The organism is Phaeovulum vinaykumarii (assembly GCF_900156695.1).
Classification (GTDB): domain Bacteria; phylum Pseudomonadota; class Alphaproteobacteria; order Rhodobacterales; family Rhodobacteraceae; genus Bieblia_A; species Bieblia_A vinaykumarii.
This window is the reverse complement of record NZ_FTOM01000001.1, coordinates 296,187-316,542: the sequence shown is the minus strand read 5'-3', so window position 1 is coordinate 316,542 and position 20,356 is coordinate 296,187. Positions and strand designations below refer to the sequence as shown.

The 20,356-nt window shown below is 69.4% G+C and carries 20 protein-coding genes; 6 read left to right on the top strand and 14 right to left on the bottom strand.

Annotated elements, in window-relative coordinates:
* Window positions 1-75: 75 nt before the first annotated feature.
* From BW949_RS01540 to BW949_RS01525, 4 genes are all read right to left on the bottom strand, one after another.
* Complete coding sequence (locus BW949_RS01540; protein WP_076363158.1) at window positions 76-729, bottom strand: cytochrome b/b6 domain-containing protein; 654 nt, start codon at window positions 727-729, stop codon at window positions 76-78.
* The gene (locus BW949_RS01535) at window positions 722-2,497 is read right to left on the bottom strand and encodes a tetrathionate reductase family octaheme c-type cytochrome (protein ID WP_083947518.1); all 1,776 of its coding nucleotides are present in this window, start codon (window positions 2,495-2,497) and stop codon (window positions 722-724) included. The genes BW949_RS01540 and BW949_RS01535 overlap by 8 nt, the downstream gene beginning before the upstream one ends.
* Before the next feature lie 217 nt (window positions 2,498-2,714).
* Window positions 2,715-4,109: a M20/M25/M40 family metallo-hydrolase gene (locus BW949_RS01530; RefSeq protein WP_076363156.1), complete on the bottom strand. Its 1,395-nt coding sequence runs from the start codon at window positions 4,107-4,109 to the stop codon at window positions 2,715-2,717.
* Window positions 4,110-4,343: 234 nt separating this feature from the next.
* Entirely contained in the window at window positions 4,344-5,357 is a 1,014-nt protein-coding gene (locus BW949_RS01525) for a DUF2125 domain-containing protein (RefSeq protein ID WP_076363155.1), read from the bottom strand.
* A 337-nt stretch (window positions 5,358-5,694) separates the two neighbouring features.
* On the opposite strand from BW949_RS01525, the gene BW949_RS01520 reads away from it, so the two are divergent.
* The gene (locus BW949_RS01520) at window positions 5,695-6,873 is read left to right on the top strand and encodes a biopolymer transporter ExbB (protein ID WP_076363154.1); all 1,179 of its coding nucleotides are present in this window, start codon (window positions 5,695-5,697) and stop codon (window positions 6,871-6,873) included.
* A 3-nt stretch (window positions 6,874-6,876) separates the two neighbouring features.
* Complete coding sequence (locus tag BW949_RS01515; protein ID WP_076363153.1) at window positions 6,877-8,205, top strand: peptidoglycan -binding protein; 1,329 nt, start codon at window positions 6,877-6,879, stop codon at window positions 8,203-8,205.
* Between the two features lie 8 nt (window positions 8,206-8,213).
* Here the strand turns inward: BW949_RS01515 and BW949_RS01510 are convergent, their stop codons facing one another.
* Both BW949_RS01510 and BW949_RS01505 read right to left on the bottom strand, forming a co-directional pair.
* Window positions 8,214-9,809, bottom strand: a complete 1,596-nt coding sequence (locus BW949_RS01510; protein ID WP_076363152.1) for a peptide chain release factor 3 — start codon at window positions 9,807-9,809, stop codon at window positions 8,214-8,216.
* A gap of 70 nt (window positions 9,810-9,879) precedes the next feature.
* A complete protein-coding gene (locus BW949_RS01505; protein ID WP_076363678.1) occupies window positions 9,880-11,040 on the bottom strand; it encodes a deoxyguanosinetriphosphate triphosphohydrolase in 1,161 nt (386 codons plus the stop codon).
* Between the two features lie 109 nt (window positions 11,041-11,149).
* Here BW949_RS01505 and BW949_RS01500 point away from each other — a divergent pair, with 109 nt between their 5' ends.
* Together BW949_RS01500 and xth are read left to right on the top strand one after the other, a co-directional pair.
* Complete coding sequence (locus BW949_RS01500) at window positions 11,150-11,482, top strand: HesB/IscA family protein (RefSeq protein ID WP_076363151.1); 333 nt, start codon at window positions 11,150-11,152, stop codon at window positions 11,480-11,482.
* A gap of 166 nt (window positions 11,483-11,648) precedes the next feature.
* On the top strand, window positions 11,649-12,431 hold the full coding sequence (xth, locus tag BW949_RS01495) for an exodeoxyribonuclease III (protein ID WP_076363150.1): 783 nt from the start codon (window positions 11,649-11,651) through the stop codon (window positions 12,429-12,431).
* A 13-nt stretch (window positions 12,432-12,444) separates the two neighbouring features.
* On the opposite strand, the gene BW949_RS01490 is transcribed toward xth, so the two are convergent.
* Window positions 12,445-12,876, bottom strand: coding sequence for a SufE family protein (locus BW949_RS01490; RefSeq protein ID WP_076363149.1), 432 nt, complete (start codon window positions 12,874-12,876; stop codon window positions 12,445-12,447).
* Between the two features lie 148 nt (window positions 12,877-13,024).
* Between BW949_RS01490 and BW949_RS01485 the strand changes: the two genes are divergently transcribed.
* Window positions 13,025-13,618, top strand: a complete 594-nt coding sequence (locus BW949_RS01485) for a hypothetical protein (protein ID WP_083947516.1) — start codon at window positions 13,025-13,027, stop codon at window positions 13,616-13,618.
* Window positions 13,619-13,650: 32 nt separating this feature from the next.
* Here the strand turns inward: BW949_RS01485 and rnd are convergent, their stop codons facing one another.
* The 3 genes from rnd to mnmC2 all read right to left on the bottom strand — a co-directional run bounded on the left by rnd (window position 13,651) and on the right by mnmC2 (window position 16,531).
* Complete coding sequence (gene rnd / locus BW949_RS01480; RefSeq protein WP_076363148.1) at window positions 13,651-14,805, bottom strand: ribonuclease D; 1,155 nt, start codon at window positions 14,803-14,805, stop codon at window positions 13,651-13,653.
* A gap of 80 nt (window positions 14,806-14,885) precedes the next feature.
* Entirely contained in the window at window positions 14,886-15,770 is an 885-nt protein-coding gene (locus BW949_RS01475; RefSeq protein ID WP_076363147.1) for a DMT family transporter, read from the bottom strand.
* Complete coding sequence (gene mnmC2, locus BW949_RS01470) at window positions 15,767-16,531, bottom strand: tRNA (5-methylaminomethyl-2-thiouridine)(34)-methyltransferase MnmC2 (protein ID WP_076363146.1); 765 nt, start codon at window positions 16,529-16,531, stop codon at window positions 15,767-15,769. The genes BW949_RS01475 and mnmC2 overlap by 4 nt, the downstream gene beginning before the upstream one ends.
* 52 nt (window positions 16,532-16,583) lie before the next feature.
* Here mnmC2 and BW949_RS01465 point away from each other — a divergent pair, with 52 nt between their 5' ends.
* Window positions 16,584-17,654 carry an NAD(P)/FAD-dependent oxidoreductase gene (locus BW949_RS01465; RefSeq protein WP_076363145.1) on the top strand — a complete coding sequence of 357 codons (1,071 nt, stop codon included), beginning with the start codon at window positions 16,584-16,586 and terminating at the stop codon, window positions 17,652-17,654.
* A 93-nt stretch (window positions 17,655-17,747) separates the two neighbouring features.
* On the opposite strand, the gene BW949_RS01460 is transcribed toward BW949_RS01465, so the two are convergent.
* From BW949_RS01460 to BW949_RS01445, 4 genes are all read right to left on the bottom strand, one after another.
* Window positions 17,748-18,194 (bottom strand): molybdenum cofactor biosynthesis protein MoaE, encoded by a 447-nt coding sequence (locus tag BW949_RS01460; protein ID WP_076363676.1) that lies wholly within the window; start codon window positions 18,192-18,194, stop codon window positions 17,748-17,750.
* Window positions 18,191-18,439 carry a molybdopterin converting factor subunit 1 gene (moaD, locus tag BW949_RS01455; RefSeq protein WP_076363675.1) on the bottom strand — a complete coding sequence of 83 codons (249 nt, stop codon included), beginning with the start codon at window positions 18,437-18,439 and terminating at the stop codon, window positions 18,191-18,193. Before moaD ends, BW949_RS01460 begins: the two co-directional genes overlap by 4 nt.
* A complete protein-coding gene (gene pgsA, locus BW949_RS01450) occupies window positions 18,439-19,161 on the bottom strand; it encodes a CDP-diacylglycerol--glycerol-3-phosphate 3-phosphatidyltransferase (protein ID WP_076363144.1) in 723 nt (240 codons plus the stop codon). The genes moaD and pgsA overlap by 1 nt, the downstream gene beginning before the upstream one ends.
* 118 nt (window positions 19,162-19,279) lie before the next feature.
* Entirely contained in the window at window positions 19,280-20,344 is a 1,065-nt protein-coding gene (locus tag BW949_RS01445; RefSeq protein ID WP_076363143.1) for a lysine-2,3-aminomutase-like protein, read from the bottom strand.
* Between the last annotated feature and the right edge of the window lie 12 nt (window positions 20,345-20,356).

Sequence of the window (20,356 nt, the reverse complement as noted above, 5' to 3'; positions counted from 1 at the left end):
GCGCCCATCCCCCTGTTGCCCAAACGAAAACGCGCGCCCCTGGGCGCGCGCGTTTCGCTTCTGTGCGGGTGCGGCTCAGCGCAGGCGTTCGGGGCGCTCGGCGGCGAAATAGGCCTCGGCCTCGGGCGAGACCTCGACACGTTCGAAGCCGGTGATCATGGGCCGCACATGTTTCCAGAAGCCATGCCCGATGGTCAGCAGATAGACGTGGATCACCACGAAGCTGGCAATGGCGAAGGCGGCCAGGATATGCACCTGCGCCAGCACCGACAGCCAGCCCGCCGCCTGGGGCAGGTGGTCCCAGAAATCATAGCTGAGATACAGCAGCCCGGTGGTCCAGATGGCCGGGAACAGCACCACCTTGAGCGCCAGATAGGCCAGACGCTGCAACGGGTTGTGCCGGCTTTGATAGGCCTTGCGGTAGGGGTGGTCCTCGCCGCGGAAGACGCCCCAGGCATAAAAGCGCATCACCTGGATCAGCCCGGTCTGGCGCGGGATGAACTGCCGCCAGTTCTCGGTGGTGAACAGCCAGAAGGTGGCAAAGGCCCACAGCACCAGAAGCGCGATCGCCGTCAGCGTGTGGATCGTGACCGCCATCCCGAAGGGGATCAGATGGTGCAGCCCCATCATCCGCGCGCCGGTGAACAGCAGCGCCAGGATCGAGGCCGCCTGCGACCAGTGCCAGAGCCGGTTGAAGCCCGAATAGACCTTGACGCACCGCTTAGCCATTCTTCGGTCCTCCAAAAAAGGTCGCGCAAGGCGCGTCGTCGTCATCGTCGTCGTGATGGCCGCCGCCCTTGCCGAAGAGCCGCAGGATCGAATGTCCGATCACCGCCATCGCCGCCAGCGCCACCAGCACCATGCCGATCCAGCCGGCCGGACCCGGCCCCTTGCCGGGCAGATAGACACCGGGCACCGAGGCCATGCGCCCGCCACCCGTGGCGTGGCATTCCTCGCATTGCACGGCGTCCTTGGCCGGGGCGACCTGGTGGGCGATGGGCCAGAACATCTCGGTCTCGACAAAGCCGATCTGGCCCGAGAATTCCTGCCCCGCATAGGCCATGGCCACGGGCACCGACTTGTCCCAGTCGAAGTTGGTCCAGAAGGCGGTGTCGGTCGTGGGCCCGTAGACATGGGACATCGCCAGCCGGTTCAGGCCCGCGTCATAGACCTGCTTGCCCTGCATCCGCTTGAACGGGAAGATGCGCGACTGCGGGTCGGTGGCGCTGCCCTGGGGCGTGTTGATCGAGACGACCGCGGTCGGGTCGATCTGGTCCTCGGCCAGGGTGAAGGTCATGTCGCCGTCGAACCAGGTGTAATAGGGCACGACATTCTCGCCCCAGCGGAACACGCCCTTGGTCGACAGATAGGTATGCAGATGCCGCCCGTCGCCCTGGACATAGCCGTCTTCGTGGATGGGCTTGCCGTTGGCGTCCAGACGCCCGGCCTCGGACCAGTCCCACCAGGTCTTGGTGGCCACGCCGCCGCGCGCGAAACTGGGGATGTGACAGCTTTCGCAGGCCACGCGGTCGGTGTGATCGTTGAGCTTGACCCCCACGACCGAGGTCTGCGGGTGCGGCCGCTCGCCGTGGCACGACACGCAGCTTGCGGTTCCGCGCGCGGCACCGGGGGCGCGGTCGGCGCCGCGGTCATCGACGTCGGTATGATAGCGCGAGCCGGCGACCTGGTGATCCATCGTCTCGTGGCAGGACTGACAGGTGAAATTCGCCCCGTCCGCCGACATGTGCACATCGACATCCACGCTGGGGTGATAGAGCACCGACGACAGGTCGCCGTGTTTCACGTTGTCGCCGCCGCCGCCGTAAAAGTGGCACGAGCCGCAATTCTCGCGCGTGGGCATGCCGACCGAGCGCGCCGCAAGCCCCAGATCGACCGCCGTCGCCAGGGCCCCGGTGATGGTCTTGGCACCGGGCGCGACCGGATCGAGCGGCGGGTGGCCGGCCAGGTTGTCCTGCTTGGCGTATTGGCCGGAATTGTCGTGGCAGGCCAGGCAATCGACGCGGGTGGCATCGGGGGGCGGGGACTGGCGCACATCGGTCCAGCCATAGCCCGCATGGCACGAGGTGCAGCGGGTCTCGTTCGAGGCGACATTACCGCAAAAGGCGTTGATGACGTTGGCCTTGCCCAGCTCCTGCCCGGTCACGGGATGGGTGTAATCCCAGGTCCAGTGCAGCGAATGCATGACCTGATCGCCGGCCTCGGTATGGCACGACAGACAGGCGGCCGTGACCTCGGGGCCCGAGGCGAAAGGCCCCTGCAATTCCTTGAACTTCGCGTGATCGGCCGTCGAATGCGGCAGGCTCTGGGGGGTGGTCAGCGCCGCCAGGACCGCGGGCACCTCATCGGCGCGCGCCCCGCTTGCGGTGGCCGCCGCGGCCAGTGCCGCAACGCCCAGCCCCATCGAGACCTTTGAAATGGAAATGAAAATCCAATCGGCACAGGCTGTTCGCGCCTGTCCGTTCGAGATGCGCGGCATGCCCGAAACCTCCAGCTTGGCGCGTCTGTCCCGACCGCGCCTGACTGGAACAACTCTAGGTGATCAAATATGTTCACGCAATACATATTTGACAGCCTGTCGCAGGGCGACATGCCGCAACCCCCGCGCCGCGGGCCCGCCAGGGGGCACGGCGGATGCGAAAGGGGCGCCGGATGACCGGCGCCCCTTCTTGGTTGTCCCGCAGATCGGGCGGGCCTCAGCCGGCGATCCGCGCCAGCACCCGCGCCCAGGAGCGGATGCCCTTGTGAAAGCACTCGAGGTCGTATTTCTCGTTCGGGGAATGGATCTGGTCGTCGTCGCGGCCAAAGCCGATCAGCATCGAATCCATGTCGAGGATGGTCTTGAAATGCCCCGCGATCGGGATCGAGCCGCCGCAGCCCACGAAGGCCGCGGGCCGGTCCCATTCCGCGCCCAGGGCCTGACGCGCGGCCTCGAAGGCGGGGTCGTCGGTTGCCATGCGCGCGGCGCGGCTGGCGCCGTGGGGGTGGAACTCGGCGGTGCAATCGGGCGGCAGCGCGGCTTCGACATGGGCGCGCAGGGCGGCGCGGATGGCCTGCGGATCCTGTCCCGGCACCAGGCGGAACGACACCTTGGCGCGCGCCTCGGCCGGCAGCACCGTCTTGAAGCCCGCGCCGGTATAGCCCGACACAAGGCCGTTGATCTCGCAGGTGGGGCGCGACCAGATCATCTCGAGCGCCGAACGCCCGGCCTCGCCCGCCGGGGTCGACAGGCCCACGCCGCCCAGGAACCGCGCCGGGTCGAAGGACAGCGCCTCCCATTGCGCGGCGATCTCGGGGGGCAGATCCTCGACGCCGTCATAAAAGCCCGGCAGCGTCACCCGGCCCTGATCGTCATGCAGGCCCGCCAGGATGCGCACCAGCACCCGCGCGGGGTTCATGGCCGCGCCGCCATACATGCCCGAATGCAGATCCTTGGACGGGCCGCGGATCACGATCTCCTCGCCCAGAAGGCCGCGCAGCTGGGTCACGATGCCCGGCGTGTGATCGGCAAAGAGCCCGGTGTCGCAGATCAGCGCCAGATCGGCGCGCAATTCGTCGGCATTGTCCTTCATGAACGGCACGAGCGACGGCGAGCCCGATTCCTCCTCGCCCTCGAAGAAGACGGTCAGATTGCCCGGCAGGCTGCCCGTGACCTCGCGCCAGGCCCGGCAGGCCTCGAGGAAGGTCATCAGCTGGCCCTTGTCGTCCGAGGCGCCGCGCGCACGGATGCAGCGGCCGTTGGGGCCGTCCTCGATCACCGGGGTGAAGGGGTCGGTGGACCACAGATCCAGCGGGTCGACCGGCTGCACGTCGTAATGGCCGTAGAACAGGATGTGGCGTCCGGGGCCGGGATGGTGGCCGATCACCATCGGATGACCGGGGGTGGGGCGGATGCTGGCCTGAAAGCCCAGCTCGCGCAGCTCGTGCATCAGCCAGTCGGCGGCGCGGGCGCAATCGCCCTCATGCGCGGGATCGGTCGAGATCGAGGGGATGGCGAGCAGCGAGCCCAGGCGTTCGAGGGAATCCTCGAGATTGTCGTCGATGAGGGTCAGGACGTCAGCAAGCGCCTCGGGGTCGAAATCGTCGGGCATGGGTTCCTCGGGTGTCTTTCGTGGAAATTTCGGAATTGATCGGCGCCGTGTCCGGGGGCTTTGGGGGTCCGCCGAAGGCGGGGCGGTCGCTCCGGGTGTCGGTCGTTTTGTCGCAGTCAGGTTAGCAGGGCAAGGGGCTCTGTCCAGAGGCTATCGACGGTCTGATGCCGTCGGGGGAAACGGGAAAGGGCGCGCCCTGCGGCGCGCCCCGATGGTCGTGCGCGTCGGCGATGTTCAGCGGGCCAGAAGGCGCGGGGCCGGGCCCAGTGGCAGCGGCCCGAGGCTCATCAGTCCGTTCTGGAAGATCAGCGGCAGATCGAGGCTGTCGCCGCCCGCCGCATCCTGCACGGCAAAGCTTTGCAGCATCGAGGCCAGCGAGGGCTCCATCTGCGGGTCGATCACGCCCAGATCCGCGGCCATCGACAGCATCTCGCGCCAGCGCGTGGTGCGCAGCGTCACGCGGCCCTCGGGGCGGCCCTGGGCGTCGATGTCCAGACGGCCCTGTGCCGCCAGCGCCAGCGCGCCCCAGCGCAGGCCGATCTCGTCGATGTCGAGCGCGGTGAGCTTCGGGGCGGCATCGAGCGCGGCGCGGTCCAGCGGCGCGTCGAGCGTGGCGCGCAGGCGCAGGCCGATGCGCTCGATCACCTCGGGCAGGCCAGGCGCCGGCAGGCTTTCGGCGCGGGCGCGCAGCTCGGCCGCCAGCGTCTCGGGCAGCGCCAGCGCGTCGATCCCGCCCTTGATCTCGACCATGCCGGGCGCGGCCTGCGTCACCTCCAGCGCGACCGCATCGGCCGACACCGCGGCGGGGCCGCCGGGCATGTCCTGGGGCACCAGCTGCGGCGCATCCAGCCGCAGATCGGCCGCTTGCAGCGTCATCGCCGCCGACAGCGCCACATCCGCGCCCCCGGTCATGGCCGCGAAGTCCAGCCGATAGGTCTGCTCGCCCAGGCGCAGCGTCTGGCCGGGATAGCCCTTCAGCCGCGGCTGATGCGGGGCGATGCCGGGCGCGCGCAGCACGATCTGCGGGGCCGCCCATTCCACCGCGCCCCCGCGGCTGGTCACGGTGATGTCGCGCGCACGCAGCCCGAAGCTCAGCGGAAAGCCGGTGCGGGTGATCTCGGCAACCGTGACCTGCGGGGTGGTGTCGATCTCGGCCTGGACGGCCGAACGTGCCGCCCCCGTGGCCGCAAACCATACCCCGTCCCAGCACAAGGCCAGCCCCAGCAAGATCCAAATCAGACGTCCCATCGGTCCCCCGTCCTTGATCGCCCCTCGCCCCCGGCGACGCCCGAACCCCGGCGGGGCCCGCGCGCACGAAGGCGGATGCGACCGGCCCTCGGGCCGGCGCGCGCGCACCTTAACGTCGGCATCCGGAAAGGGCCAGCGGGGGAAATGCGACACGAGGTTGCCCCTTGGCAGCATTCCGCCGCACGCCTATCCTTCGCGCGTCGGATCAGGGCTGCCGGCGGGGAACGTCGGCGGCGAAACGGGGGGCAGGCCCCCGAGCAAACACCCCGCGCAAACACGGGACCGAAAGGTGCCGCGGGCCGCGCAGGGGGGCCCGTCGGTGGCGAAGGGGGCAGGCATGAGCAATCCCGAAGGCGCGGCAGCAGCGCCTCAACGGCATGTCGAGACGCGGTTTTCCCAACCCGTCCGGCAGGTGCTGCTGATGCTGATCGTGCTGGGCCTGGTGGCGGCGGGCGGTCATTTTGCCTATGGCCGGATCTATTCCATCTTCCTGTCCAATCCCTGGCTCAACGGGCTGATCCTGGGCGTCTTCGTGCTGGGGGTGCTGGCGTGCTTCTGGCAGGTGGTGCAACTGGTCGTCTCGGTCAGCTGGATCGAGAGCTATGTCGGCACCCAAGGCGCAGGCACCGAGGGCGCGGGCGCGGGCCGGCGGCGCGCCCCGCGCCTGCTGGCGCCCCTGGCGGCGCTTCTGCGCGGGCAGCGGCTGGGCTTCGGGCTGTCCTCGGGCTCGGCGCGCTCGATCCTCGAATCGGTGGCCACCCGCATCGACGAGGCCCGCGACATCACCCGCTATCTGTCCGGCCTTCTGATCTTTCTGGGGCTGCTGGGCACCTTCTACGGGTTGGCCACGACCGTGCCGGCGGTGGTCGACACGATCCGCGCGCTGGCCCCGGCCGAGGGCGAGACCGGGGTCGAGGTCTTCGGCAAGCTGATGGGCGGGCTCGAAAGCCAGCTGGGCGGCATGGGCACGGCGTTTTCCTCGTCGCTGCTGGGGCTTGCGGGCTCGCTCGTGGTGGGGCTTCTCGATCTCTTCGCCTCGCATGGGCAAAACCGCTTTTACCGCGAGCTTGAGGAATGGGTGTCGGCCAATACCCGCCTGGGCGTCGCCGGCATCGAGGCCGAGACGCCCGAGGCGGGGGTGATGGCGGCGCTGGCCGACGAGATCCTGGCCCAGAGCGAGGCCACGCGCCGCGTGCTGGTGGATCTGGCCTGGCACATGCAGGAGCTGTCGGGCGCGGTGGTCGATCTGCGCGCCCGCGTCGAGTCGCAGGCCGGCACCGAGAGCGAGGGCGCGCAGGCGATGGAGCATCTGGCCCGCGTGATCGAGGCGCGCGGGGCGGGCCTCGGCGAAGACGCCGAACTGCGCATGCGCATCCGCTCGATCGACGTGCAGCTGGCCCGCCTGCTCGAGGAAATCGCCGCCGGGCGCCAGGAAAGCATGGCCGAATTGCGCAATGATTTCGCGGCGTTGACACGGGCGATCCTGGCGCGTTCGTCCGCCTCGCGCGAGGGGTGATCCATGCGGCTGGCGCGGCGCTCGACCGAACGGTTCTCGGCCACGATCTGGCCCGGCTTCGTCGATGCGATGACCGCGCTGCTGTTGGTGCTGATGTTCGTGCTGTCGATCTTCATGCTGGTGCAATCCATGCTGCGCGACACGATCACCACGCAGGGCAGCGAGCTGGATGCGCTGTCGGCGCGGCTGTCCGAACTGGGCAATGCGCTGTCGCTGGAAAAGGCGCGCGCGGGCGATCTGGCCGATCGGCTGTCGGCCTCGCAGACGCTGGTGGCGACGCTGTCGGCCGATCTGGGGGCGGCGAAGGACCGGATCGGGGGGCTGACGGCGGATCTGGCGGCTGAACGGGACCGGGCGGCGGGGCTGTCGGAGGATCTGTCAGCGGCCCGCGGCCAGATCGCGGATCTGGAGGCCGATCTTGACACCACGCGCGAGGCCGAGCTGGCCGCGCGCACCGCGTTGGACGAAAGCCGGCGCAAGGCCGAGGAGACGCTGACCCTGCTGGCCGCCGCCGAGGCCGCCAAGCGCGATCTGGAAACCCGCGAAAGTGCCGCGCTGTCGGAGGCCGAGCGCGTTGCCGCCCTGCGCGCCGTGGCCGAGGACGCGCTGGCGCGCGAACGCGAGGTCTCGGCCGAGGGGCAGAAGAAGCTGGCGCTTCTGAACGAGCAGATCGCGGCGCTTCGCGGGCAGATGGCCGCCCTTCAGGAGGCGCTCGATGCCTCGGAGGCGCGCGACCGCGAGGCCCGCGTGCAGATCGACGCGCTGGGCAGCCGGCTCAACGCGGCGCTGGCGCGGGTGGCCGCCGAAGAGCGCAAGCGCGCCGATCTCGAAGCCGCCGAGGCCGCACGCCTGGCCGCCGAGGCCCGCGATCTGGCGCGCTACCGCTCGGAATTCTTCGGGCGGATGTCAGAGCTTCTGGCCGGGCGCGCGGGGGTCAAGGTGGTGGGCGACCGCTTCGTCCTGTCCTCGGAGGTGCTGTTCCCGCCCGGTTCGGCCGATCTGTCCGACGAAGGCCGCGCCGAGATCGGGCGGGTGACGGCGATGCTGAAGGATCTGTCCGCCGAGATCCCGCCCGAGATCGACTGGATCATCCGCGTGGACGGGCATACCGACAACCAGCCGCTGTCGGGCGAGGGCGAGTTCCGCGACAATTGGCAATTGTCGCAGGCCCGCGCGCTGTCGGTGGTGCGCTACATGACCAATGATCTGGGCTTTGCGCCCGAACGGCTGGCGGCGGCGGGGTTTGGCGAATACCGGCCCGTGGCGCCAGGCAATTCGGCGACCGCGCGCGCGCAGAACCGCCGGATCGAGCTGAAGCTGACCGAACGCTGAGCGCGCGCTTATTGCATCATTTCCTTGGTCGCCGAGAGGGTCACGCCCTCGTAGTCGCGCACCACGCGGTCGATGTCCCATTGCAGCCGCGTCAGGAACACCACGTCGCCGTCATGGTCATGTGCGATATGCTGCTTGTTGGCGTTGACCAGCTTTTCGACCACCTCGCGCGCGCCCTGCACCCAGCGCGCCGAGGTGAATTGCGACGGCTCGAAGCGCACCGGGATGCCGTATTCGATCTCGATGCGGCTGGCCAGCACGTCGAATTGCAGCGCGCCGACAACGCCCACGATGAAGCCCGAGCCGATCGCCGGCTTGAACACCTTGGCCGCGCCTTCCTCGGCGAATTGCATCAGCGCCTTTTCCAGGTGCTTGCCCTTCATCGGGTCGGTCGAGCGCACCGATTGCAACAGTTCCGGCGCAAAGGACGGGATGCCGGTGAAGCGCAGCGCCTCGCCCTCGGTCAGCGCGTCGCCGATGCGCAATTGCCCGTGGTTGGGAATGCCGATGATGTCGCCGGCCCAGGCCTCTTCGGCCAGTTCGCGGTCGGCGGCCAGGAACAGCACCGGGTTCGACACCGCCATCGGCTTCTTGCTGCGCACATGGGTCAGCTTCATGCCGCGGGTGAAATGCCCCGAGGCCATGCGCACGAAGGCCACGCGGTCGCGGTGCTTGGGGTCCATGTTGGCCTGCACCTTGAAGACGAAGCCCGCGACCTTGCGCTCTTCGGGGCAGACCTCGCGTTCGGCGGATTTCTGGATCTGGGGCGGGGGGCCGAATTCGCCGATCCCGTCCATCAACTCCTTGACGCCAAAGGAATTGATCGCCGAGCCGAACCAGATCGGGGTCAGATGCCCCTCGAGAAAGCTTTGCCGGTCAAAGCGCGGCAGCAGCGCGCGCGCCATCTCCAGCTCCTCGCGCAGCTGCGCCAGCTGGGCCTCGGGGATATGCTCGGCCAGCTTGGGGTCGTCCAGCCCCTCGATCTTGATCGACTCGGCCACGCGGTTGCGGTCGGCCCGGTCCATCAGTTCCAGCCGGTCATGCAGGATGTCATAACAGCCCAGGAAGTCGCGCCCCATCCCGATCGGCCAGCTTGCCGGCGCCACGTCGATGGCCAGGTTCTCCTGGATCTCGTCGATGATCTCGAAGGTGTCGCGGCTCTCGCGGTCCATCTTGTTGCAGAAGGTCAGGATCGGCAGATCGCGCAGCCGGCAGACCTCGAACAACTTGCGCGTCTGGCTTTCCACCCCCTTGGCGCCGTCGATGACCATGATCGCGGCGTCAACGGCGGTCAGCGTGCGGTAGGTGTCTTCCGAGAAGTCGCTGTGGCCGGGGGTGTCGACCAGGTTGAAGCGGTAGTCGCGGAAATCGAAGCTCATCGCCGAGGCCGAAACCGAGATGCCGCGGTCCTGTTCCAGCTTCATGAAGTCCGAACGCGTGCGCCGCGCCTCGCCCTTGGCGCGGACCTGGCCGGCCATCTGGATCGCGCCGCCGAACAGCAGGAACTTTTCGGTCAGCGTGGTCTTGCCGGCGTCGGGGTGCGAGATGATCGCAAAGGTCCGCCGGCGGGCGATTTCGGGGGGGAGGGGCGCGCGATTGGTCATGCGCGCCCTTTATCCGAAGGCCGGGTGCGGGGCAATGGGGTCATGGGAGGGGCGCCCCCGGCGGCGTGCGTCAGGTCTGGTCGGTCAACTCCGACGGCCCGAAGAGGCGGGCGTGTTCCTGAATGGCGAAGCGGTCGGTCATGCCGGCCACGTAATCCAGAACCACCCGCGCCAGTTCGGTCTGGTCGCGCGCGGCGGCCACATCGGCCTGCCATTCCTGGGGCAGGCGCGCGGGGTCGTCCATGAAATGGGGGAAGAGGTCGTTGATCATGCCGGTGACGCGCTTGCGCACCTCGACCACCGAGGGCGCGCGATACATCCGCACGAAGAGGAACCGCTTGATCGCCTTGAGGTTCTGATAGAGCGGCTTCGAGAAGCGGATGATCGGCCCGTCCATGTGGCGGATGTCGTCCACCGAGGCGGGGTTGAGGCTGGTCAGCCGCCCCTGCGCCACCGAGATCACGTCCTCGACCATCACGCCGAAGACGCGCCGCAGCGCCTCGTGGCGCCGCCGCATCGGGTCAAGGCCCGGGTGGCGCCGGTCCACCTCGGCGAAACACTCGCCCAGCACCGGCAATTCGCACAGATCGTCCTCGGTGAAGAGGCCCGCGCGCAGCCCGTCATGCAGGTCGTGGTGGTTATAGGCCACGTCATCGGCCACGGCCGCCACCTGAGCCTCGGCGCTGGCATTGGTGGCCAGCTCCAGATCCCACATCGCATTGACCTCGGCCAGCGCATAGGACCAGGGCTCGGGCACGGGGCCGTTGTGCTTGGCGATGCCCTCGAGTGTCTCCCAGGTCAGGTTCAGCCCGTCGAAATCGGCATAATGACGTTCCAGCCGGGTGACGATGCGCAGCGCCTGGGCGTTGTGATCGAAGCCCCCGAAAGGCGCCATCAGCTCGGCCAGCGCATCCTCGCCGGTGTGGCCGAAGGGCGGATGGCCCAGATCATGCGCCAGCGCCACGGCCTCGGCGAGGTCGGTGTTCAACCCCAGCGTGCCGGCGATGGTGCGCGCGACCTGCGCCACCTCGATCGTGTGGGTCAGCCGGGTGCGGTAATAATCGCCCTCGTGCTCGACGAAGACCTGCGTCTTGTGCTTGAGCCGGCGGAAGGCCGACGAATGGATGATCCGGTCGCGGTCGCGCTGGAAGGGCGAGCGAAAGGTGGACATGCTCTCGGTAAAGAGCCGGCCGCGGCTCTGGTCGGGCTGGCAAGCGTAGGGTTTCAGCATCTGGGCCTCGGGCGTGCAGGCGCGCGGGTCGGAAAGGGGACCGGCCATTGCCGGGGGTGTCCTTCTCCCTATATCGTTTCCGCGACGCGGAGAAAACAGGAGCGCGACAATGGAACTGACCCTTCCTCCCAAGGTGACCGAACGCGCCTTTGCCCGCCTTGCCCAGATCAACGCCAGCGCCGAGGCGCCGCAAGCCCTGCGCGTGGCGGTGTCGGGGGGCGGCTGCTCGGGCTTTCAATATGACATCAAGCTCGACGAGCCCGCCGAGGATGATCTGGTTCTGGAAGGCGCGGGCCAGAAGGTGCTGATCGACCCGGTCTCGCTGCCCTTCCTGTCGAATGCCACCATCGACTGGTCCGAGGCGCTGATCGGCGCGCGGTTCGTGATCGAGAACCCCAATGCCACCGCCTCCTGCGGCTGCGGCACCTCGTTCTCGATCTGAGCCCGCCTGCGCTTTCGCAACATTCCCCGCAGCCTGCGCCCGCGGGCAAGGGCTGCGTCTTTCCCTTTTGCAACCTGCGCGCCCCTTGCCCCTTCGCGCGCTTGGCAGCGCGAGCGCGGCGGCCTAGAACCGGGGGGCGCAGGGGGCCCGCCGGAAGGAGATGCCGATGAAGATCGCCAGTTTCAACATCAACGGCATCAAGGCACGCGCCGGGCAGCTGGCCGAATGGCTGGCCGAGGCGCGCCCCGATGTGGTCGCGCTCCAGGAGATCAAGACCGTGGACGAGGGCTTTCCCGCCGGCCCCTTCGAGGATCTGGGCTACCGCGTCGAGACCCACGGCCAGAAAAGCTATAACGGCGTTGCGCTCCTGTCGCGGCTGCCGCTCGATGCGATCAGCCGCGGCCTGCCCGGCGATGACGCCGACGAGCAGGCCCGCTGGATCGAGGCCGATGTCGAGGGCGAGAAGGGCGTGGTGCGGCTGGCCGGGCTCTATCTGCCCAACGGCAACCCCGCGCCGGGGCCCAAGTTCGACTACAAGCTGGCGTGGATGGAACGGATGCGGGCGCGGGCGGCCGAGCTGCGCGCGCTCGAGATGCCGGTGGTGATGGCGGGCGATTACAACGTCATTCCCACCGACGATGACGCCGCCCGCCCCGAAGCCTGGACCGAGGACGCGCTGGCCCGCCCCGAAAGCCGCGCCGCCTTCCGGCGCATTCTCAACGACGGCTGGCGCGACGGGCTGCGCGAGCGCGACGGCAGCGCCGGGCTCTACAGCTTCTGGGATTATCAGGCCGGCGCCTGGCCGCGCAACAACGGCATTCGCATCGACCATCTGTTGCTGTCGCCGCAGGCCGCCGACCGTCTGACCGGCGCCGGGATCGACCGCGACCAGCGCGGCCGCGACAAACCCTCGGATCACGTGCCGGTCTGGGTCGAGCTGGACCTCTGAGGCGGCGCGCGGCTCAGGCCGCGGCGGCCACCTCCTGCGCCAGAAGACGGATGCGCTCGATCATGGCGCGCACGCCGTTCGAGCGCTGGGCCGACAGATGTTCGTCAAGGCCCAGCCGCTTCAGCTCGGCCCCGGCATCGACGGCCAGCACCTCGGTCACGCTCAGCCCCGCATAAAGCGCATGCAGCACCGCAATCAGCCCGCGCACGATCATCGCATCGCTTTCCCCGGCGAAATCGAAGCGCGCCGCGGGGCCCGTGCCCTCGATCTGCGGCAGCAGCCAGACCTGGCTGGCGCAGCCCTCGACCTTGGTGGCGGGCACGCGGAAGGCCTCGTCGAGCGGGGGCATCGCCTTGCCGATCTCGATGACATGGCGGTAGCGGTCTTCCCAATCGTCGAGAAATTCAAAGGTTTCGACGATATCTTCGAATGCGGGCGTGGCCATGGCGTTTCCTCCGGGTCCGGGTCTGGCCCCAGTGCTAGCCCCGCGGGCGGGCCGGGTCCAGAGGCGGGCTTTTCAATTGTCCGGCTTTGGGCTACCCAAATGGGAAAGGTGCAGCACTTGGCGGCATCGCGGGGACGAAGAGGCGAAGATGCGAGCGATTTCTGGTTCGAAACAGGCCGCCGGCAGCGAGGCCCGGTCCGCGATCGAAACGCAGACGGCAGGCCCGGTGCTGGGCCGTCGGGCGCTGGGGCTGGGGCTTCTGGCGGGGCTGGCGCTGGCCGTGCCGGGCTGTGGCCGTATCCGGAGCAGCAAGGTCAACCCGTTCAACTGGTTCGGGAGTTCGGAAGATGCCGAACCGGTCGAACAATCCGAACCCACGCTCGATGAGCTGCGCCTGAACGGGCGCGACCTGGCCGGGCGGATCACCGCGCTCGAGGTCGGGCCGGTGCATGGCGGCGCCGTGGTCACCGCGCGGGCGGTCATGCCGACGCAAGGCTGGTGGGCGCCCGAATTGCTGCCGCAGATCCTGGGGCCGACCGGCAAGGCCGGCTCCGAGGGGGGCAAGATGGTGATCCGCTTCATCGCCGCGCCGCCGCCCAAGGACAGCCCGGCCGCGCGCCGCGTCTCGACCGACGCCTCGCGCGAGATCACCGCGGGTCTTTTCCTGTCACACCAGGAACTTGCGGGCGTGAACACGATCACCGTGACCGGGGCCGAGAACGCCCGCAGCGCGCGGCGCTGAGCCGCCGCCGCACCGCGCCGGGGGAGGGGGGCTCAGTCGGTCTGGACCACCCGCACCGCGCCGCCGCGGGCCGACAGCGCGATCTCGCCCTTGACCAGACGCAGCGCATCGGCGCCGAAGACCTCCTGGCGCCAGCCGGTCAGCGCGGCCACATCGCGCCGCCCCGCCGCGATCGCATCCAGATCCGATGAGGTGGCGATCAGCTTGGCGGCCACGCCGGTTTCCTCGGATTTCGCCTTCAGCAGCACGCGCAAAAGGTCGGCCAGCGCGGTATCCACCTGAAGCTGGCGGGCCTGCGGCAGGCGCGGGCAATCCTCGTTCGGGACCGCCAGCCCCGCGGCCACGGCAGCCAGGATCCCTTCGGCGATCTCGCCGCGACGGGCCTCGCGCAGAAGGAGCCGCTGGCGGCTCAGATCCTCGGGGCTCTGCGGCCGGGTCGAGGCCAGCTCCAGCAGGGCGTCATCCTTGAAGACGCGCGCGCGCGGGATGTTGCGGGCCTGCGCATGGGCTTCGCGGAAGCGCGCCAATTCGCGCACGATCGCCAGGAACCGCGACGAGGACGAGCGCGTCTTGACCCGCTGCCAGGCGTCCTCGGGGCGGGTGATGTAGGTTTCGGGGGCGAGAAGGATCGCTTCCTCTTCCTCGACCCATTTCTGCCGGCCCGAGCGTTGCAGCTCCTGCGACAGGAATTCATAGATCACGCGCAGATGGGTGACATCGGCCAGCGCATAGGCCAGCTGCGCCTCGGAGAGCGGGCGGCGCGACCAATCGGTGAAGCGCGAGGTCTTGTCGAGATTGGCCTTGGCGATCTTGCGCACCAGGGTTTCATAACCGACCTGTTCGCCGAAGCCGCAGACCATCGCCGCGATCTGGGTGTCGAACAGCGGGCGCGGGAAGACGCCGGCATCGACGAAGAAGATCTCGAGATCCTGGCGCGCGGCGTGGAACACCTTGACCGTGGCTTCATGCGCGAAAAGTTCGTAGAGCGGCGCCAGCGAGATGCCCTCGGCCAGCGGATCGACCAGAACCGCCGCGCCGTCCTTGCCCGGAAGGGCCATCTGCACCAGACAGAGCTTGGACCAGTAGGTGCGCTCGCGCAGGAATTCGGTGTCCACCGTCACATAGGGCTCGGCCTTCGCGGCCGCGCAGAAGGCTGCAAGCGCCTCGGTCGTGTCAATCAGCTGCATCTCAACATCTTTCGCGCGGGCTCATCCCGCAGATTGGATCGGTTTAGGCCAATGGCCGGCAAAAGAAAAGCGAATTGGGATCAACCCCCTTCGGCCCGCTTGCGCGCCCGCCACAGGGTGAAGAGACCCGCCCCCACCACCATCGCGGCGCCGACCACCAGTTCGGGGCGCAGGGTCTCGCCGAAGATCGTGGTGCCGATCACGGCAATGAAGACAAGTTGCAGATAGGCAAAGGGCTGGATGGCGCTGGCCTCGGCGATCTCGTAGGCGCGGATCAGCATCCAATGCGCGGCGGTCGAGGTGGCGCACAAAAGCGCCATCCAGACCCAATCGACCGCGGCCAGCGGTTCGAGAAACCAGATGCCCGCGGCGGTGGCGGCCAGCGCGCCCAGCGTCCCGGTCCAGAAAAAGGACACCATCGCATCGTCGGCGCGCGCGACATAGCGCGTCAGAAGGCCATAGAGCGCAAAGAGAAGCGCCGCCGCCAGCGGGATCAGCGCCGCCGGATCGAAGACGCGCACCCCCGGTTGCAAGATCACCAGCACACCCGCGAAGCCCACGCCGATCGCGCTCCAGCGCCGCCAGCCGACATGCTCGCCCAGGATCGGGCCGGACAGCGCCGCGATCATCAGCGGATAGGCGGCAAAGACGGCGTGGCTTTCGACCAGACCCAGGATCACGAAGCCCTGGATCATCACCAGCACCTCGACCACCAGAACGATCGCGCGCAAGGCCTGCACTCGCGGCATGCCCGAACGCACCGCCCGGCCCAGCCCGCCGGGGCTGCGCGCCGCCAGCATCACGACGAAGAGCGCAAAGACCCAATAGCGGATCATCACCACCATGTAGACATTGGCCACCGCCGCCAGATGCCGCGAGATCCCGTCCTGAAGCGCAAAGATCGCCATCGCCCCGGCCATCATCACGATACCTCGCAGGGGGGCGCGGCTGTCGGTCTGGCTCATGCGGGGGGCATCCCGTGGGCAGGGGCGGCGGTCAGGCGGCCGCGGCTCATGTGGCGCTTGCGCCCGAAACCGGGGATGCGTTCGACGGCAAAGCCCGCCTCGGCCAGCGCGCGTCGCACCGCACCGGCGGCGGTATAGGTGGCGAAACTGCCCCGTGGGGCGGTGTGGCGGGCGACCTCGGCCATCAGATCGGGCGCCCAGAGTTCGGGGTTCTTCGCCGGGGCGAAGCCGTCCAGGAACCAGGCATCGGCCCGCCCCGGCCAGCGCGGCAGCGTGGCGCGCGCGTCGCCCAGGATCACCTCGACGGCAAGCGCGCCCAGATCGAAGCGGCGGATGCCGTCGTCGGGCAGGGGCGTGTCCCAGGCCGCCAGGAACGGATCGGCGATGGCGCGGGCCTCGGGAAAGGCGGTCAGGGCGCGGGCGATGTCGGCCGCGCGCATCGGGAAGGCCTCGAAGGAGGTGAAGCGCACGGGGCGGGCGTCGGCGGGTGTGGCCAGCGCCAGCGCCAGCATGTTGAGCCCGGTGCCAAAGCCCAGCTCGGCGACCTGAAAGCCGGGCGCCAGACGCGCCGGCAGGTCGTTGCCCGCCAGAAAGACATGGCGGGTTTCGGCCAGCCCGTTGTCGAGGCTGAAATACGGATCCTCGAAGCGGGTCGAGACCGGCAGCGCCCCGCGCCAGTCCAGATCGGCCACCGCCGGGTCGCGGGGGCTTTCGGCGGTCGCACAGGGCGGCGTTTCAGCGCTCTGGTCGGCGCGGCTCATCTGGTCTAAACCCCCGGAGAAGATGGGCAGAACATGACGAAGGGGCGAGGCAATGGCAACTGGCATTCGCAGCGGTTTTGACGTGACGGTGCGTGGGGGGGGCGTGTTCGGCCTGGCCTGCGCCTATGGCTGTGCGCGCCGCGGCGCGCGCGTGCGCGTGATCGACACGGCAGAGCTGGGCGCGGGCTCCTCGGGGGGGCTGGTGGGGATGCTGGCCCCGCATGTGCCCGAGCAATGGAACCCCAAGAAGCAGTTCCAGTTCGAGGCCCTGGCGATGGCCGATGCCTTCTGGGCCGATGTGGCCGCGGCGGGCGGCGAAAACCCCGGCTATGCCCGCGTGGGCCGTCTGCAACCCCTGGCCGATCAGGCGGCGGTGGCGCTGGCCGAGGCGCGCGCGCTGGGTGCGGCGGAACATTGGGGGACGGATTTCGCCTGGCGCATCGCGCGGGCCGAGGAATTTTCGGGCCTCGTGCCGAAATCGCCCACCGGGCTGGTCATCCACGACACGCTGTCGGGGCGCGCCAATCCGCGCGCCGCGGGTCTGGCTTTGGCGGCCGCGATCCGCGCGCTGGGCGGCCAGATCGTCGAGGGCGACGCGGCGATGAACACCCCCGAGGAAGGCGCCGTGATCCATGCGACCGGCGTGCAGGGGCTGGCCGAATTGTCGGTGGCCTTCGCGCGCACGGTGGGCAATGGCGTCAAGGGGCAGTCGGCGCTTCTGGAGCATGACGCCGGGGCCGCGCCGCAGATCTTTGCCGACGGGCTTTTGATCGTGCCCCATGCCAATGGGACGGTGGCGATCGGCTCGACCTCCGAGCGGGCCTTCGACGACCCGACCAGCACCGATGGCCAGCTCGAGACGCTGATCGAACGCGCCCGCGAGATGTGCCCCGACCTGGCCGAGGCGCGGGTGATCGAACGCTGGGCCGGGGTGCGGCCGCGCGCGCGCACCATGGCGCCGATGCTGGGCCCCTGGCCCGAGCGGGCGGGCCATTTCGTGGCCAATGGCGGCTTCAAGATCGGCTTCGGCATGGCGCCGAAGGTCGCCGAGGCCATGGCCGATCTGGTGCTGGACGGGCGCGACGAGATCCCCGCGGGCTTCCGCGTCGAGGACAACCTCTGACGCCCGTGCGGCCCCGAAATGTCGTGAAATGAAAGGAAGCGGCGGGGTTTCCGCCGCTTTTTCATGTCTGAATGTCGGAAGAATGAAGGGGGCTCAGCGCCAGCGGTCCAGCGCGCCCTCGTCCGTGGCGCGCGCCTCGACCCAAGGTCCGGGGCCGTCGGCGGTGATCTCGCGCTTCCAGAAGGGGGCGCGGGACTTCAGATGATCCATCAGGAATTCGGCGGCCTCGAAGGCGGCGGCGCGATGCGGCGCGGCGGTGGCCACCATCACGATCGGCCCGCCCGCGGGGATCGTGCCGAAGCGGTGGATGACCTGCACGCCCGACAGACCCCAGCGCGCGCGGGCCGCGGTCATCTGCGCCTCGATCGCGCGGCGGGCCATGCCGGGGTAATGCTCGATCTCCAGCGCGACCAGCCGGCCGCCCTCGTCGCGGACATGGCCGGTGAAGCTGACCACGGCGCCGGCGCCGGGATGGGCGGTGACAAAGGCATCCAGCGCGGCGCCCGGTGCGAAGGGCTCGGACTGGAGCCGCAGCATCAGCCGCCCGTCATCGGCGGGAAGAAGGCCACCTCGCGCACGCCGGCAAGCGGCGCGGCCAGGCTGTCGGCCAGCTCCTGATCCAGCGCGACGCGCAGCGCGCCCGGATCGGCGAAGGCCAGCGCATGGCCGGGGCTGCGGGTCTTCAGTTCGGCGATCAACGCGGCGACATCGGGGGCGGTCGTCTCGATCTGCTCGGCGCCGGTGCCGATCCGCTCGCGCAGCCAGGCGAAATAGAGCACCTCGATCATCCGCGGCCCGCATCCGTCTTGGCAGGGTCGGCGGCGGGCTTGGCGGCCGGTTCGGGGGCGGGATCGCGCAGGAAGGGCAGCGACTTCACGAAATAATCAAGCCCGGTGATCAGCGTCAGCAGCGCCGCCACCCAGATCAGCCCCAGCCCGGCCAGCGACGCCAGCGAGGCGCAATCGCGCGTGCCGCAGCTGCGCACCGGATCGGCCAGCCCGGCGCTGACCGCGGCGGCATATTCATCGGGGGTCATGCCGCGCATGGCGATCCCCTCGAGATATTCGAGCCCCAGCCCCAGGAACAGGATGGCAATGGCCACCATCTGGAGCGTGGTCTTCCACTTGGCCAGTTTCGTGACCTTGAGCCGGCCGGCCTCGGCGCCCAGGAATTCACGCAGGCCGGACACGAAGACCTCGCGGAACAGGATCACCGTGGCGGGCAGGATCAGCCAGGGGTTCATGCCCGAATAGCCGGTGATGACGACGATGGCGATCACCACCATGGCCTTGTCGGCGATGGGGTCGAGCATGGCGCCAAAGCGGCTTTCCTGGCCCCAGGCGCGCGCCAGATAGCCGTCGAACCAATCGGTGATCGCGGCCGAGATGAACAGCGCCAGCGCGAACCAATCGGCCCAGGGGCGCTGGAAGTAAAGGAACATCACCGCCACGCCGGGAGCGGCGAGCAGGCGCAGGACCGTCAGGATATTGGGGAGCGTCCATCTCATGGCGCGGAGATTAGCCCTCCTCTGCGGCCGAGGGAAGGGGGCGTGCGGCCAAGTCGCGGGGGCTGGCGCGGCGTCATGCCGCCGCGGGGTGGGGCCGGTGCCGCGCGCGGGCCCCGGATCAGGCATCGGGGTCGGCGTAATCGTGCACGCGGCCCTGCCAGTCGGTCACGCGCCACAGGCCCGGCCGGTCCCCTGGCGCGACGTGATCGGCGGTGATCGGCACCTTGCCGTGGCCGCCGGGAATGTCGAGCACATAGCGGGGCAGCGCGGTGCCGCTGATCCGGCCGCGCAAGGCGGCCATCAGCGCGCGGCCCTCTGCCAGCGTGGTGCGGAAATGCGCGGTGCCGGGGGCCAGGTCACAATGATGCAGATAATAGGGCTTCACCCGGCAGGCCAGCAGCGTGCGAAAGAGCGTGGCCAGCGCCGCGGGCGTGTCATTGACCCCGCGCAGCAGCACCGATTGCGACAGAAGCGGCACACCGGCGTCGGACAGCCGCGCCAGCGCGGCGCGTGCGGGCGGGGTCAGCTCCTGGGCGTGGTTGGTGTGCACCACCAGCCACAGCGCCGGCCGCGCGCCGCGAAGGGCCGCGATCAGCCCCGCGTCGATCCGCCCCGGCGCCACCACCGGCACGCGCGAATGGATGCGCAGCGTGGCGACATGGGCGATCTCGGAAAGCCGCGCAAGAATCCCGCCCAGCCGCCGCGGCGACAGGGTCAGCGGATCGCCCCCGGTCAGGATGATTTCGGAAAGCTGGGGCGTGGCGGCGATATAGCCCAGCGCGCGGTCCAGATCGGCGGCGGGCAGGGGGCCTGATCCCCCCACCGTCTCGCGGCGAAAGCAGAACCGGCAATGCACATCGCAGGTTTGCGTCACATGCAGGATGGCGCGGTCGGGGTAGCGATGGGTCAGCCCCGGCACGGGGGCATGGGCGGCGTCCCCGATCGGGTCGGGAAGGTCGTCGGGATGGGCGATCAGCTCGGCCGCGCGGGGCACGAATTGCGCGGCCACCCCGTCGCCGGGGTGGGCCAGGGCTGCGCGCATTTCGGGCGTCAGGCGGACGGCAAAGCGGGCATCGGCCTGCGCCAGAAGGCCCGCATCTTCCCCCGGCGCAAGGCCGTCGCGCAGCAGGTCTTGCAGGCGCAGATGGGCGCGCGCGGGGCGGGTGGGGTCAGAGGCCGTCATGGTCCGCGCGCT

Coding starts and splice junctions, on each gene's coding strand:
- BW949_RS01540 (WP_076363158.1), bottom strand. CDS start 729: ATGGCTAAGCGGTGCGTCAAGGTCTATTCGGGCTTCAACCGGCTCTGG.
- BW949_RS01535 (WP_083947518.1), bottom strand. CDS start 2,497: ATGCCGCGCATCTCGAACGGACAGGCGCGAACAGCCTGTGCCGATTGG.
- BW949_RS01530 (WP_076363156.1), bottom strand. CDS start 4,109: ATGCCCGACGATTTCGACCCCGAGGCGCTTGCTGACGTCCTGACCCTC.
- BW949_RS01525 (WP_076363155.1), bottom strand. CDS start 5,357: ATGGGACGTCTGATTTGGATCTTGCTGGGGCTGGCCTTGTGCTGGGAC.
- BW949_RS01520 (WP_076363154.1), top strand. CDS start 5,695: ATGAGCAATCCCGAAGGCGCGGCAGCAGCGCCTCAACGGCATGTCGAG.
- BW949_RS01515 (WP_076363153.1), top strand. CDS start 6,877: ATGCGGCTGGCGCGGCGCTCGACCGAACGGTTCTCGGCCACGATCTGG.
- BW949_RS01510 (WP_076363152.1), bottom strand. CDS start 9,809: ATGACCAATCGCGCGCCCCTCCCCCCCGAAATCGCCCGCCGGCGGACC.
- BW949_RS01505 (WP_076363678.1), bottom strand. CDS start 11,040: ATGCTGAAACCCTACGCTTGCCAGCCCGACCAGAGCCGCGGCCGGCTC.
- BW949_RS01500 (WP_076363151.1), top strand. CDS start 11,150: ATGGAACTGACCCTTCCTCCCAAGGTGACCGAACGCGCCTTTGCCCGC.
- xth (WP_076363150.1), top strand. CDS start 11,649: ATGAAGATCGCCAGTTTCAACATCAACGGCATCAAGGCACGCGCCGGG.
- BW949_RS01490 (WP_076363149.1), bottom strand. CDS start 12,876: ATGGCCACGCCCGCATTCGAAGATATCGTCGAAACCTTTGAATTTCTC.
- BW949_RS01485 (WP_083947516.1), top strand. CDS start 13,025: ATGCGAGCGATTTCTGGTTCGAAACAGGCCGCCGGCAGCGAGGCCCGG.
- rnd (WP_076363148.1), bottom strand. CDS start 14,805: ATGCAGCTGATTGACACGACCGAGGCGCTTGCAGCCTTCTGCGCGGCC.
- BW949_RS01475 (WP_076363147.1), bottom strand. CDS start 15,770: ATGAGCCAGACCGACAGCCGCGCCCCCCTGCGAGGTATCGTGATGATG.
- mnmC2 (WP_076363146.1), bottom strand. CDS start 16,531: ATGAGCCGCGCCGACCAGAGCGCTGAAACGCCGCCCTGTGCGACCGCC.
- BW949_RS01465 (WP_076363145.1), top strand. CDS start 16,584: ATGGCAACTGGCATTCGCAGCGGTTTTGACGTGACGGTGCGTGGGGGG.
- pgsA (WP_076363144.1), bottom strand. CDS start 19,161: ATGAGATGGACGCTCCCCAATATCCTGACGGTCCTGCGCCTGCTCGCC.
- BW949_RS01445 (WP_076363143.1), bottom strand. CDS start 20,344: ATGACGGCCTCTGACCCCACCCGCCCCGCGCGCGCCCATCTGCGCCTG.